Annotated in this window: 14 protein-coding genes and 2 tRNA genes; 7 read left to right on the forward strand and 9 right to left on the reverse strand. The window is 72.0% G+C overall.

Annotated elements, in window-relative coordinates; translation table 11 throughout:
- Positions 1-31: 31 nt before the first annotated feature.
- From lysA to ACWD4B_RS09225, 3 genes are all read right to left on the reverse strand, one after another.
- Complete coding sequence (gene lysA / locus ACWD4B_RS09215) at positions 32-1,423, reverse strand: diaminopimelate decarboxylase (protein ID WP_451420179.1); 1,392 nt, start codon at positions 1,421-1,423, stop codon at positions 32-34.
- 13 nt (positions 1,424-1,436) lie between these two features.
- Entirely contained in the window at positions 1,437-2,267 is an 831-nt protein-coding gene (gene nrtL / locus ACWD4B_RS09220) for an ArgS-related anticodon-binding protein NrtL (RefSeq protein WP_451420180.1), read from the reverse strand.
- A gap of 79 nt (positions 2,268-2,346) precedes the next feature.
- Positions 2,347-2,781, reverse strand: coding sequence for a response regulator (locus ACWD4B_RS09225; RefSeq protein ID WP_451420181.1), 435 nt, complete (start codon positions 2,779-2,781; stop codon positions 2,347-2,349).
- A gap of 167 nt (positions 2,782-2,948) precedes the next feature.
- Here ACWD4B_RS09225 and ACWD4B_RS09230 point away from each other — a divergent pair.
- Together ACWD4B_RS09230 and ACWD4B_RS09235 are read left to right on the forward strand one after the other, a co-directional pair.
- Positions 2,949-3,020: transfer RNA gene (locus ACWD4B_RS09230), tRNA-Arg, on the forward strand.
- A 59-nt stretch (positions 3,021-3,079) separates the two neighbouring features.
- A tRNA-Arg gene (locus ACWD4B_RS09235) sits at positions 3,080-3,152 on the forward strand.
- Positions 3,153-3,208: 56 nt separating this feature from the next.
- Here ACWD4B_RS09235 and ACWD4B_RS09240 read toward each other — a convergent pair.
- Together ACWD4B_RS09240 and ACWD4B_RS09245 are read right to left on the reverse strand one after the other, a co-directional pair.
- Positions 3,209-4,054 carry a polysaccharide deacetylase family protein gene (locus tag ACWD4B_RS09240; protein ID WP_451420182.1) on the reverse strand — a complete coding sequence of 282 codons (846 nt, stop codon included), beginning with the start codon at positions 4,052-4,054 and terminating at the stop codon, positions 3,209-3,211.
- A 148-nt stretch (positions 4,055-4,202) separates the two neighbouring features.
- A complete protein-coding gene (locus ACWD4B_RS09245) occupies positions 4,203-5,288 on the reverse strand; it encodes a ferritin-like domain-containing protein (RefSeq protein ID WP_451420183.1) in 1,086 nt (361 codons plus the stop codon).
- A gap of 125 nt (positions 5,289-5,413) precedes the next feature.
- Between ACWD4B_RS09245 and ACWD4B_RS09250 the strand changes: the two genes are divergently transcribed.
- From ACWD4B_RS09250 to ACWD4B_RS09270, 5 genes are all read left to right on the forward strand, one after another.
- A complete protein-coding gene (locus tag ACWD4B_RS09250) occupies positions 5,414-6,346 on the forward strand; it encodes an AurF N-oxygenase family protein (protein WP_451420184.1) in 933 nt (310 codons plus the stop codon).
- A gap of 17 nt (positions 6,347-6,363) precedes the next feature.
- Positions 6,364-7,089: a TetR/AcrR family transcriptional regulator gene (locus tag ACWD4B_RS09255; RefSeq protein ID WP_451420185.1), complete on the forward strand. Its 726-nt coding sequence runs from the start codon at positions 6,364-6,366 to the stop codon at positions 7,087-7,089.
- Positions 7,090-7,124: 35 nt separating this feature from the next.
- On the forward strand, positions 7,125-7,886 hold the full coding sequence (locus tag ACWD4B_RS09260) for an AAA family ATPase (RefSeq protein ID WP_451420186.1): 762 nt from the start codon (positions 7,125-7,127) through the stop codon (positions 7,884-7,886).
- Entirely contained in the window at positions 7,883-8,104 is a 222-nt protein-coding gene (locus tag ACWD4B_RS09265) for a hypothetical protein (protein ID WP_414167953.1), read from the forward strand. Before ACWD4B_RS09260 ends, ACWD4B_RS09265 begins: the two co-directional genes overlap by 4 nt.
- Positions 8,105-8,281: 177 nt before the next feature.
- Complete coding sequence (locus ACWD4B_RS09270; RefSeq protein ID WP_451420187.1) at positions 8,282-9,364, forward strand: C40 family peptidase; 1,083 nt, start codon at positions 8,282-8,284, stop codon at positions 9,362-9,364.
- A gap of 44 nt (positions 9,365-9,408) precedes the next feature.
- Here the strand turns inward: ACWD4B_RS09270 and ACWD4B_RS09275 are convergent, their stop codons facing one another.
- The 4 genes from ACWD4B_RS09275 to ACWD4B_RS09290 are packed head-to-tail and all read right to left on the reverse strand — an operon-like array spanning position 9,409 to position 12,238.
- Complete coding sequence (locus ACWD4B_RS09275) at positions 9,409-10,692, reverse strand: styrene monooxygenase/indole monooxygenase family protein (protein ID WP_451420188.1); 1,284 nt, start codon at positions 10,690-10,692, stop codon at positions 9,409-9,411.
- Between the two features lies 1 nt (position 10,693).
- A complete protein-coding gene (locus tag ACWD4B_RS09280; RefSeq protein WP_390776542.1) occupies positions 10,694-11,329 on the reverse strand; it encodes a GTP-binding protein in 636 nt (211 codons plus the stop codon).
- Positions 11,310-11,714, reverse strand: coding sequence for a DUF742 domain-containing protein (locus ACWD4B_RS09285; protein ID WP_336413617.1), 405 nt, complete (start codon positions 11,712-11,714; stop codon positions 11,310-11,312). Before ACWD4B_RS09285 ends, ACWD4B_RS09280 begins: the two co-directional genes overlap by 20 nt.
- A 14-nt stretch (positions 11,715-11,728) precedes the next feature.
- Positions 11,729-12,238, reverse strand: a complete 510-nt coding sequence (locus ACWD4B_RS09290; protein ID WP_451420206.1) for a roadblock/LC7 domain-containing protein — start codon at positions 12,236-12,238, stop codon at positions 11,729-11,731.
- Positions 12,239-12,243 lie beyond the last annotated feature (5 nt).

Consider the following 12,243-nt stretch of genomic DNA (forward strand, 5'->3'; position numbering starts at 1 on the left):
CCCCGTCCACTATTCGAGATCTCTTTCGACCTCAGCCGACATCGAGCCGCAGAAGGTCTTCTTCCGTCTCGCGCCGGACGATCACCCGCGCCGTACCGTCCTTCACCGCGACGACCGGCGGGCGCAGCGCGTGGTTGTAGTTGCTCGCCATCGAGCGGCAGTACGCGCCGGTGGCCGGGACGGCGAGCAGGTCGCCGGGGGCCGTGTCGGCGGGCAGGAAGGCGTCGCGCACGACGATGTCGCCGGACTCGCAGTGCTTGCCGACCACGCGCGCGAGCATCGGCTCGGCGGTGGAGGCGCGGGACGCCAGCGCCACGCTGTACTCGGCGTCGTAGAGCGCGGTGCGGATGTTGTCGGACATGCCGCCGTCCACGCTGACGTAGGTGCGCAGGCCCGGCAACTCCTTGACCGTGCCCACCTCGTACAGCGTGAAGGCCGTCGGGCCGACGATCGCGCGGCCCGGCTCGACGGACAGCCGCGGCACGGTGAGCCCGGCGGTCCGGCACTCGCGGGTGACGATCTCGCGCAGCGCGGTGGCGATCTCCTGCGGCTCGCGCGGGTCGTCCTCGGCGGTGTAGGCGATGCCGAGGCCGCCGCCGAGGTCGATCTCGGGCAGCTCGACGCCGTGTTCGTCGCGGACCTGCTTCAGCAGTCCGACGACGCGGTGGGCGGCGACCTCGAAGCCGGAGGTGTCGAAGATCTGCGAGCCGATGTGCGAGTGGATGCCGAGCAGTTCCAGCCCGTCGAGCTTGAGCGCCCGGCGCACGCCCTCGGCGGCCTGCCCGCCGTTCAGGGCGAGTCCGAACTTCTGGTCCTCGTGGGCGGTGGCGATGAACTCGTGCGTGTGCGCCTCGACGCCGACCGTCACCCGGATCAGGACGCGCTGCCGCTTGCCGAGCCGCTCGGCGATGTGCGCGACGCGCGCGATCTCCTGGAAGGAGTCGAGCACGATCCGCCCGACGCCGGCCTCCACGGCGCGGGTGATCTCCTCGGTCGACTTGTTGTTGCCGTGCAGGGCGATGCGCTCGGCGGGCATTCCCGCGTCGAGGGCGGTGAGCAGCTCGCCGCTGGAGCAGACGTCGAGGTTGAGGTCCTCCTCGTGGATCCAGCGCACGACGGCGCGGGAGAGGAAGGCCTTGCCGGCGTAGAAGACGTCGGCCTCCGTGCCGAAGGCGTCGCGCCAGGCGCGGCAGCGGGTGCGGAAGTCCTCCTCGTCGAGGAAGTAGGCCGGGGTGCCGAACTCCTCGGCGAGAGCAGTGGCCTTGAGGCCGGCGACGGTGATGACGCCGTCCGCGTCGCGGGTGACCGTGCGGGACCACACGTGCGCGTCGAGCACGTTGAGGTCGGCCGGGGGCGCCGTGTAGTGGCCCTCCGGAAGGACGTCGGCGTAGCGGGGGCCGGCGGGGTGGGCGGAACGGCTCATGACTCTGATCCCCTCAGAGGTGTGCGGGTGCGGTGACGCCGAGCTGGTGGAGGCCGTCGGCCAGCACCTTGCCCGTGGCCTCGGCGACGGCCAGGCGGGCTCGGTGGACGGCCGAGGGTTTCTCCTCTCCGCGCGGCAGCACCGGACAGTCGGCCTGCCACCGCAGGAAGGCGTCGGCGAGCCGCTCCAGGTGCCGGGCGAGCCGGGCTGCGTCGCGGGCGGCGGCGATGCGGGGGTGGTCGGCGAGGGCGGCGAACAGCGGCCCCGCGCCGTCGGCGAGCTCCGCGGCGTCGTCCGTGAGCTGCGGCCCGAAGCCGAGGTCACGGGCGTTGCGCAGCAGGGCGGCGGTACGGGCGTGGGCGTACCGGACGCGGAAGAGGGGGTTGCTCTCGCGCTGGACGAGGAGCAGGTCGCGGTCGAGGCCGGGCGGGGAGAGCAGGCTCCAGCGGGCGGCGTCGGGGCCGAGGCGGGCGAGGAGGTCCGGCGGGGGCGGGGGGAGGTCCAGTGGCTCGCCGGGGCCTTCGGCCCGGAGCAGGCTGCGGACGATGCGCGCCTGGGGGGCGCTCGCCAGCGTGATGTTGAGGAAGCCCGGTTCGGCGATGTCCACCCGGGCGATGCCGGGCTCCGCGGCGAGCCGGCGGCGCAGGATCTCGGCCACTTCGCGGGCGGGGCGGCCGCTGTCCTTCGCGAGCCGCAGCGCGATGTTGGTGGCGTAGTCGCCGCAGTCCGGGCGGGGCGGAACGCGCACGGTGACCCGCGACGGCACGGCGGCGCGCAGCTCGTCGGCCTCGACGGCGCAGCGCACGGTGTGCAGCACGGTGCGGGAGACATCGGCGGGGGTCACAAGGTCAGCCTATGCGCTCCGCCGGGTGGGCGGTTCTGCAACTGCGGGTTGTCTGTGGCCGGTCGCGCACGGGGCGCGGTCACGCACCGCACTTCGTCGTGCCCGCGTCCGGCGGGGCCACCGCCTCCGTCGCCGCTGCGCGGTGCCGTGCCAGGCCGCGGACGAGGCGGACCATTTCCGCGGGCTCGAAGGGTTTGGCCAGAAACGCATCCACCCCCGCGGACCGCCCGCTCTCCTGCTCCCACCGGGTGCAGGCGCTGATGATGGCCACGGGTATGTCCCGGGTGCGCGGGTCGGCCCGCAGCCGGGCGGCGGTGAGCAGCCCGTCGAGCCGGGGCATCACGACGTCCAGGGTCACCACGTCGGGCCGCACCCGGTGCACGATCTCCAGGCACTCGGCACCGTCGGCCGCGGTCACCACCTCGAAGCCCTCCAGCTCCAGGTTGACCCTGATCAACTGCCGGATGACCCTGTTGTCGTCCACAACAAGGACCCGGCCGGACAAGCCAGGCACACCCCGAGAGTAGGCGCGCCCCCCACGCTGCGTCCGGGTTTTCCCCACTTCCGACCCCCCTGCGAGCGAGCCCGCCGGCCGCAGACGATCACTCGTTGCGGGGCACCCCTCCGGAGCTGCTAATGTTCTACCTGTCGCCGCGAGCGAGCGGACGACAGGCAAGACAAGCCCCCGTAGCTCAGGGGATAGAGCAACGGCCTCCGGAGCCGTGTGCGCAGGTTCGAATCCTGCCGGGGGCACCTCGCATGAGGTGCGAAAAGAATCCGCATCAGGCCTCACGGTCTTCTGCGGTACATAAGCGCTCGTAGCTTAACGGATAGAGCACTTGACTACGGATCAAGAGGTTGCAGGTTCGAATCCTGCCGAGCGCACATGAGGCCGAAGGCCCGTTCCGATCACTCGGAACGGGCCTTTGCCGTCTCTCCCGTCAGACCTTCGGGAAACTGAACACGTACCCGTGCTCCTTCAGCCACGGAATCGCCTGTTCCAGTGCGGCGATCGTCTGCCCGCGGTCGCCGCCGCCGTCGTGGACGAGGACGATCGGGCCGTCGGTCAGGCCCTGCTCGATCGCCTTGACGATGTGGTCGACGCCGGGGCGTTCCCAGTCGCGGGTGTCGACGCTCCAGCCGAGCGGGCGCATGCCGTGCCGGGCCGCCAGGCCGCGGCTGTAGGGGGTGAAGGCGCCGCCGGGGGCCCGGTAGTAGTGGATCGGTACGCCGTCGCCCGCCGCCTTCTCGATCATCTGCTGGGCGTCGAGGACCTGTTGCTCCTGGTAGGACTCGGAGCGCTGGTCCATGGCCGTGTTGTGGTCGACGGAGTGGTCGCAGAGGCGGTGACCGTCGGCGAGCACCTTGCGGACCAGGTCCGGGCGGGCCCTCGCCTCCGGGCCGATCATGCAGAAGACGGCCTTGACGTCGTACTTCTTCAGCAGGGCCAGCACCTTGGGGGTCCAGACGGGGTCGGGCCCGTCGTCGACCGTGATGCTCACGGACCTGCCGCCGGCCTCGGTGTCGTGCGTGATCGACGAGGCCACCGGGCCGTCGCCGGGCGTGGCGGAGGCGGAGCCGGTGGGCGTCGCGGCGGGCTCGGGAGTCAGTTCCCGCGGGGCCGTGGGGTCCCGGGGGACCGGGGACGCCTCCTCCGGGCCGGAGGCGGGAGCGGCTCGTGCGTACTCGGTGGCCTTGGCCAAGGATCCCGTTATCACTCCGCTGAGCGCCACGACGGACACCGCCACTATGGCGATGTACCGATTCCTGCCGGTCGTTCGAGCCATGAGCAGCCTCCCCCTGGAGCGCCCGTCTGCCTTCTCCTGCTCGTAGACGGCGGCTTACCGCAGGACGTTCCCCCGCACGCCCTCCCTCACAGGATGACGGCAGAACCGGCACCCCACCCATGAATCGTCCCCAATTACCCCGACTTTGTTATCCGTTCGCGATCGTCTCGGCGACCTCCGCCGTGCGGGCCGCCTCCTCCCGGGCGAACCGTTGTGCGTCGAGCTGTTCGGCGATCTCCTCGTCCTGGGCCATGAGGAGGTCGAGGTTCGCATCGCCCATCCCGAAGACGCCCATGTCGACGTAGGCCTGCTGCAGTCGTTCGCCCCACAGGCCGATGTCCTTCACACAGGGCACGATGCGGCTGAACAGCAGCCTGCGGAACACCTGCAGGTACTCCGACCGCTCGCTCAGCTCCACCGCGTCGGCCGCGGGTATCCCGAAATCCGTCAGCACCTCGTCGCCGCGCAGCCGGTCGCGCATCAGCAGGCAGCCCTCGATCACGAACTCCTCGCGCTCGCGCCGCTCCGCGTCCGTCAGCTGCCGGTAGTGGTCGCGCAGCGCCATGCGGCCGAAGGCGACGTGCCGGGCCTCGTCCTGCATCACGTAGGCGAGGATCTGCTTGGGGAGCGGTCTGTCCGTCACGTCCCGCAGCAGGCCGAAGGCGGCGAGGGCCAGGCCCTCGATGAGGACCTGCATGCCCAGGTAGGGCATGTCCCAGCGGGAGTCGCGCAGGGTGTCGTCCAGCAGGGCCTGCAGGCTGGGGTTGACGGGGTAGCGCATCCCGATCTTCTCGCGCAGGAACCGGCTGTAGATCTCCACGTGCCGGGCCTCGTCCATGGCCTGGGTGGCGGAGTAGAACTTCGCGTCCAGGTCGGGCACGGACTCCACGATGCGGGCGGCGCACACCAGCGCCCCCTGCTCGCCGTGCAGGAACTGGCTGAACTGCCAGGCGGCGTAGTGGCGGCGGAGGCGGCGGCGGTCGGCCGCGCTCATGCGGTCCCAGTACCGGCTGCCGTACACCGGCAGGTTGGCGTCGGGGATGCCCAGCGGGTCGTCCGGGTCGACCTCCTGGTCCCAGTCGATGCGCGTGACGGCGTCCCACTGCTTGTCCTTGCCCTTCTGGTAGAGGGCCAGGAGGCGTTCGCGTCCGTCGTCGTAGTCCCAGCTGAAGCGGGCGGCCCCGGTCGCCGGGACCTCCCAGGCGGTGCCGTCGGGGCGGGCGGGTGTCGTCATCGTCGCGGCCTCCTGTGGCGTCGCAGGGGTTGACTTCCCTTGTTGACGAACAGTCTCATAAGACTGCGACCGTCGGTAACCCCTCAACGCACCCCGGACGCCCCGCAGATGAGGAGGCATCGGCCATGACCACCACGACCGGCCACGACGCCCCCGGCCACGACGCCCTCGGCCCGCTCAGGGACCGCGAACGGGTCGCACAGCGCCTGCTGGAGTCCTCCGCACGGCACTCCTTCGACCCCGACGCCGAACTCGACTGGGACGCACCGCCCGAGGACGGCAAGTGGTACTGGCCCCCGGAGCTGCTCTCGCTCTACGGCACCCCGCTGTGGCGGCGGATGCCGGAGGAGCAGCGCATGGAGCTCGCCCGGCACGAGGCCGCGGCGCTGGCCTCGCTGGGCATCTGGTTCGAGATCATCCTGATGCAGCTGCTGGTCCGGCACATCTACGACAAGCCGCTCACCAGCGCCCACGTGCGCTACGCGCTCACCGAGATCGCCGACGAGTGCCGGCACTCCAAGATGTTCGCCCGCATGATCCAGAAGAGCGGCGCCCCCGCCTACCCGGTCTCCGGGCTGCACCACGCACTCGGCCGCGTGGCCAAGACGATCACCACCACACCGGGTGCGTTCGCCATGACCCTGCTGGGCGAGGAGATCCTCGATTACATGCAGCGGCTGACCTTCCCCGACGAACGGGTACAGACCCTGGTGCGCGGCGTCACCCGCATCCACGTCATCGAGGAGGCCCGCCATGTGCGGTACGCCCGCGAGGAGTTGCGACGCCAGATGGTCACCGCGCCGCGCTGGGAGGCCGCGTTGACCCGCGTCAGCTCGGGCGAGGCCGCACGCATCTTCGCGTTCGCCTTCGTCAACCCCGCCGTCTACACCAACGTGGGCCTCGACCGCCGCGAGGCCGTCGCCCAGGTACGGGCCAGCGGCCACCGGCGCGAGGTGATGCAGGCGGGCGCGAAACGGCTGACCGACTTCCTCGACGAGATCGGCGTGCTGCGCGGCACCGGCCGGAGACTGTGGAAGAGCTCGGGCCTGCTGGCCTGACGGGTACCCTGCGGGGCATGACCGGGGCCGTCCGCACCACCTACCGCAGGCTGGGCGTCGCCGAGCGCCGGGCACAGCTGATCGCCGCCGCGCTCGGGCTCTTCGCCCACCGCGCCCCGGAAGAGGTCTCGCTGGACGACGTCGCGGCCGCCGCCGAGGTCTCCCGGCCGCTGGTGTACCGCTACTTCCCGGGCGGCAAGCAGCAGTTGTACGAGGCGGCTCTGCGCAGCGCCGCCGGCGACCTCGAACTGTGCTTCGCCGAGACCCAGTCGGGCCCCCTCACACGCCGCCTCGGGGCCGCGCTCGACCGCTACCTCGGGTTCGTCGACGAGCACGACGCGGGCTTCAGCGCCCTGCTGCAGGGCGGCAGCGTCACCGGGACCTCCCGCACCGGCGCCATCGTGGACGGGGTCCGCAAGGCGGCCGCCGCCCAGATCCTCAAGCACCTGTCCGTGCCGGAGCCCGGGCCACGGCTGCGCATGATGGTGCGGACGTGGATCACGGCCGTCGAGGCGGCGTCGCTGATCTGGCTGGACGAGGAGAAGCAGCCGCCCCGGGACGAACTCCGCGACTGGCTCGTGGACCACTTCGTGGCCCTGCTGACGGCGACCGCGGCGAGCGACGCCCAGGCGGCGGAGGTGGCTCGCGCCGCCTTCGCCCGGGAACCGGCCGAGGGCGCGGCCGGGCGGCTGGCCCGGCGCGCGGTGCCGCTGTTCGGGGAGGCGGGGCACCTGCTGTCCTGAACCCGTTGTCGGACCCCGCACCTACGCTCGTACCCATGCTCGTGAACCGCGCCTACGTACCCCCGGAGCTCGTCGAGGACGGCGCGCGCGACGGCTGGCCCTGGTCCGTGCCCTGTGTGCGGGAACTGCTCGGCGGCGGGATCGCCTTCGAGGCCCCCGTCACCTTCCTGGTCGGGGAGAACGGCTCGGGCAAGTCGACCCTCGTCGAGGCGGTGGCGGAGGCGTACGGGCTGGACGGCCGCGGCGGCCGGGCCGGCCGCAAGTACGGCAACGACCGCCCGCCGTCGGAGCTGGGCTCGGCCATGCGGCTGGACCTCACCCGGGCGGGCAGCCGCATGGCCTCCGGCCCGCGCAGGAGGAAGAAGGGCTACTTCCTGCGCGCCGAGACCGCCTTCGGCCTGATGGAGACGGTCTGGGGCCTGCCGGGGTACTGGGAGGAGAACACCTCCGAGATGAGCCACGGGGAGGGCTTCCTCACGGTCTTCGAGGCCATGTTCAAGGAGCCGGGGCTGTACGTGATGGACGAGCCGGAGGCGGCGCTGTCCTTCTCGTCGTGCATGCAGCTGGTCGCACTCATGCACCGGCTGGGCCGGACGGGCGCCCAGGTCATCTGCGCGACGCACTCCCCCGTGCTGGCGGCCACCCCCGGCGCACGGATCCTGGAGGTCGGGGAGCACGGCATCCAGCCGGTGGAGTGGAAGGACCTGCTCCTGGTGGACCACTGGCGGCGGTACCTGTCGGACCCGGAGGCCTATCTGCGGCACCTGGTGCCGCGGGGGGAGAGACTGGGGTCGTGAGAAGCGAGAAGACGCCCTTCGAGGGTGGGCCCATGGACGGGCGGGTGCTGCCGGTGCTGGTCGGGCTCAATGGGTTGCCGCCCAAGGTGTACCGGATCCCTGTGCCGGCCGGCGAGGACGGCGGGGCGCCGACCGTACTGGTCTACCGGCGGGTTCCTGCCGCGACGACGCGGCGGCTTGGACTGCCCAAGGGGTGGAAGTACGTGTACGAGGGGTAGGGGGTACGCGCCCCGTAAGGGGCGCGGGGCTGTTTTGATTTGCGGCTCCGCCGCGTGGGCGCGAGCAACCACGGACGGTCCGCACCCGCTCACCCACACGATTGCGATTAATCGCACCGCGCATGGCACGATCCTCCTCCGGGCACGATCACGCTGCCCCACACCGGAGGTGAGCCCGTGTCAGGACGGTTCGTGCGTTCCATCTGCATCATCGCGCTGGCCGCCGGCGCGACCGCCACCGCCCTCGCACCGCCCGCCTCCGCAGCCCCGGCGCCGCCGCCCACGCAGCCGGTCGGCGCTCTCCTCGCCCAGCTCCGGTCGCTGTACCAGAAGACCGAGGAGGCCTCCGAGGCCTACAACGCCACCGAGGAGAAACTGAAGAAGCAGAGAGCCAAGACCGACAAGCTCAACGAGGACCTCGCCGAGACCCGGATCGCGCTCACCGCGAGCCGGGACGCCGCGGGCCGGCTCGCCCGCGAGCAGTACCGCGGCACCGCGAGCCCGCTCTCCCCGTATGTGACCTTCCTCCTCAGCGGCGACCCGCAGCAGGCCCTCGACCAGAGCCACCAGTGGCACAGGGCCGCCGACCGCCGGGCCGTCACCGTCGACCGGCTGACGGCCGGCGAGAAGCGCTCCGCCACGCTCGCCTCCGAGGCCCGCGACGCCCTCAACGTGCAGCAGACCCTGGCGGCCACACAGAAGCAGCAGCGCGACACGGTGCAGAAGCGGCTCTCCGACGTCGAGCGGCTGCTCTCCTCCCTCAACGGCGCACAGCTCGCCGAGCTCCAGCGCCTGGAGGCCGGCCAGGCGGACGACGCCCAGCGCCGGTTCCTCGCCTCCGCTCCCCTGATCGGCTCCCGTGCCCCGTCCGCAGCGGGCGCCAAGGCGATCGACTTCGCCTACCGGCAGCTGGGCAAGCCGTACCTGTGGGGCGCCGAGGGCCCCGAGTCCTTCGACTGCTCCGGTCTCACCTCCCAGGCCTGGGCCCACGCGGGCGATGCGATACCGCGCACCAGCCAGGAGCAGTGGGCCTCCCTGCCCAGGGTGCCGCTGAGCGAACTGCGGCCGGGTGACCTGGTGTTGTACTTCGAGGGCGCCACGCACGTCGCGCTCTACATCGGCAACGGCATGGTGATACAGGCACCCCGGACGGGCGACCGGGTGAAGATCTCGCCGGTGGCGGGGAATCCGTTGCTGGGGGCCGTGCGGCCGGATGCGGGGGCGCCGGCGCTGGCTTCGTACGAACCGCCCAGCGGCTGAAGCAACCTCGCGCCGCGCCCCGTCAGGGGCGCGGGGCTGCAATATTATGCGGCTCCGCCGCGTGGGCGCGACAAGCCACAACCGGCCCGCACCCGAGCCAGATACTCCTTCGCTCTGGCCGGTTCGTAGAACCACTCGTCAAAATCCGCCGGATCATCGAACCCGTTCGCAAAGCGATCGGCAACCGGCTGCAAGCCGGCAGCGGCGCCGAACAGGTCGCGAACGTGCACCGGCAACGGTGCCAACATCGCGTTCGTCCACTTCGTCGCATGCCGAGCCCCCGCCCACCAGCGGGCGAACGTCGCCCGCATCCAGGCCGCGTCGAACGGCGCCTCCCCGCGCTCGGTGATCGCGGCGAGGTAGACGGCGGCGCACTTGGCCGCCGAGTTGGCGCCCTGCACGGCGACCGGGTCGTTGATCACGACGGCGTCCCCGGCGCCGAGCACCGGCACCCCCGAGGGCAGCAGGCCCACCGGCTCGCGCACGGCGGGGGTGTAGCGGCCGGCCAACGTGGCCTGCGCGTCCGTGAGTTCGACGGCCGTGGCGCGCCCGTACTCCCACGGCGTGAACCGCTCCATCAGCTCCAGCGTCCGGGCCAGGTGTTCGCCGGGGCCCTCGGCCCGGCGGAAGACGTCCAGCGGGCCGCCGGGTACGCCCTCCCAGAAGAGGATGTCGGCGCGGCCGGAGGCGGTGAGTGCGGGGATCACCCACAGCTCGCCGACGCCGGGCACGAGGTTGCAGCGGACGGCGTCGTACTCGGGGTGTTCCGGGCGCGGGCCCAGGCCGTGGACGTAGGCGAGCGCGAGGCAGCGCTGCGGTGCGGTGTACGGGGAGCGGGCGGGGTCGCGGGCGAAGAGCGAGGCGAGTTCGCCCTTGCCGGCCGCGATCAGCACCAGGTCGTAGCGGTGGGCCAGGAAGTCGAGGTCGGAGACGGCGACGCCGTGCACGACGACCCGGCCGCCGCGCTCGGCGAAGGTCTCCAGCCAGCCCGCCATCTTCAGCCGCTGGTCGACGGACTGGGCCCAACGGTCCAGCCGGCCGGCCCAGTCGACCACGCGCCGGACCCCGGGCCGGCCGGCCACCGTGCCGGCCATGGAGACGCCGAGGCCCTCGATGCGCGGGGCCCGGTCCTCCCAGAAGTGGAGGCCGAGGCCGCGCTCGTGCTGCAGGGCCGTATGGAACATCACCTGGGTGGACATGACGCGGCCGGAGCGGATCTCGTCGGGCGAGCGGTGCGACATGAGCGTCACGTCGTAGTTCCGTGCCTGGAGTCCCAGGGCGAGTTGGAGGCCGGCCTGGCCGGCTCCGACTATGAGGATCCGGCGCATCTCAGTGGCGTCCGGGGGTGATTTCCAGGGCCCTGCCGACGAGGGTGAGCAGGGTGTCGACGACGGTGATCCGCTTGCGGGCGTCCATCACCAGCACCGGCACCTGCGCGGGCAGGGACAGTGCCTCGCGCACCACTTCGGGCTCGTAACGGGCCGTGCCCTCGAAGTGGTTGACGGCGACGATGTAGGGCAGCCCGCCGCTCTCGAAGTAGTCGAGGGCGGGGAAACAGTCCTCCAGGCGCCGGGTGTCGACCATCACCACCGCCCCGATGGCCCCGCGCACCAGGTCGTCCCACATGAACCAGAACCGTTTCTGGCCGGGGGTGCCGAACAGGTAGAGCACCAGGTCGGATTCGAGCGTGATGCGCCCGAAGTCCATGGCGACGGTGGTGGTGCCCTTGTCGGGGACGGCCTCGAAGTCGTCCACGGCCTCGCCCGCCTCCGTCATGACGGCCTCGGTGCGCAGCGGGGTGATCTCCGAGACGGAGCCGACGAACGTGGTCTTGCCGACGCCGAAGCCGCCCGCGATGACGATCTTGGTGACGGCGGGGGCTCGGGAGCGGTCGGTCTGCCAGCTCCGCGGGCCCTGGTGGTCCGCTTCGGGTCCCGTTGTCGTGTCAGAGCCTGCGTAGTCCACTCTGCACCCTTTCGAGCAACGCGCGGTCGGGCCGTCCGGTGGCGTCACCGGTGCCGTAGACGCGGATCCTTCCCTGGTCTGCGAGGTCGCCGAGGAGCACCCGCACCACGCCCAGCGGCATCTTCAGCAGTGCGGAGACCTCGGCGACCGAGCGCAGCCTCCTGCACAGCCCGACGATGGCGCGGACCTCGGGCATCACCCGGGCGGCCAGCCCGCCGGGGGCCGGTGCGGGCTCCTCGTCGGGGTCGGCCGAGGCCGCCACGAAGGTCTCCACGAGCAGCACATGGCCGAAGCGGGTGCGTCCGCCGGTGAGCGAGTACGGGCGGACGCGCGCCGTTCCCCGGCCCGGCGCGGCCGCGCGGGCGACCGGGCCGACGGCGGAGATGACCGGTGCGGCAGTCACCTGACCGCCTCCGCCGACCGGCGCAGTTCGCGCCGGAGTTCGGGGGTGAGCACGTGTCCGGCCCGGCCCACGAAGAGCGCCATGTGGTAGGCGACGACGCTCATGTCGCAGTCGGGGGCGGTGTGGACGCCCAGCAGCGAGCCGTCGCTGATGGTCATCACGAACAGGCTGCCGTGGTCCATGGCGACCATGGTCTGCTTGACCGGGCCGCCGTCCATCAGCGTCGCCGCCCCCGTGGTCAGGCTGCCGAGCCCGGCGACGATGGTGGCCAGGTCGGCGGTGGAGCCGCGCGGGCCCTCCTCCCGGTCCGGCCCCGCGGCCGGCTGCCGGTCCTGGTGGGACGGGTGGGAGGAGACCGGGTGGGATGGGTGGGAGGAGAGGAGCAGCAGCCCGTCCGAGGAGACGACGGCGACGGACAGCACGCCCGCGACCTCCTCGACCAGATCGGTCAGCAGCCAGTGCAGATTGCGGGCTTCGCTGCTCAGTCCCCCGAGCGTGGTGTCCATGGTGC

The sequence above is a fragment of the Streptomyces sp. NPDC002536 genome, assembly GCF_053594995.1.

Coding starts and splice junctions, on each gene's coding strand:
- ACWD4B_RS09290 (WP_451420206.1), bottom strand. CDS start 12,238: ATGGACACCACGCTCGGGGGACTGAGCAGCGAAGCCCGCAATCTGCAC.
- ACWD4B_RS09250 (WP_451420184.1), top strand. CDS start 5,414: ATGACCACCACGACCGGCCACGACGCCCCCGGCCACGACGCCCTCGGC.
- ACWD4B_RS09255 (WP_451420185.1), top strand. CDS start 6,364: ATGACCGGGGCCGTCCGCACCACCTACCGCAGGCTGGGCGTCGCCGAG.
- ACWD4B_RS09275 (WP_451420188.1), bottom strand. CDS start 10,692: ATGCGCCGGATCCTCATAGTCGGAGCCGGCCAGGCCGGCCTCCAACTC.
- lysA (WP_451420179.1), bottom strand. CDS start 1,423: ATGAGCCGTTCCGCCCACCCCGCCGGCCCCCGCTACGCCGACGTCCTT.
- ACWD4B_RS09260 (WP_451420186.1), top strand. CDS start 7,125: ATGCTCGTGAACCGCGCCTACGTACCCCCGGAGCTCGTCGAGGACGGC.
- ACWD4B_RS09240 (WP_451420182.1), bottom strand. CDS start 4,054: ATGGCTCGAACGACCGGCAGGAATCGGTACATCGCCATAGTGGCGGTG.
- ACWD4B_RS09245 (WP_451420183.1), bottom strand. CDS start 5,288: ATGACGACACCCGCCCGCCCCGACGGCACCGCCTGGGAGGTCCCGGCG.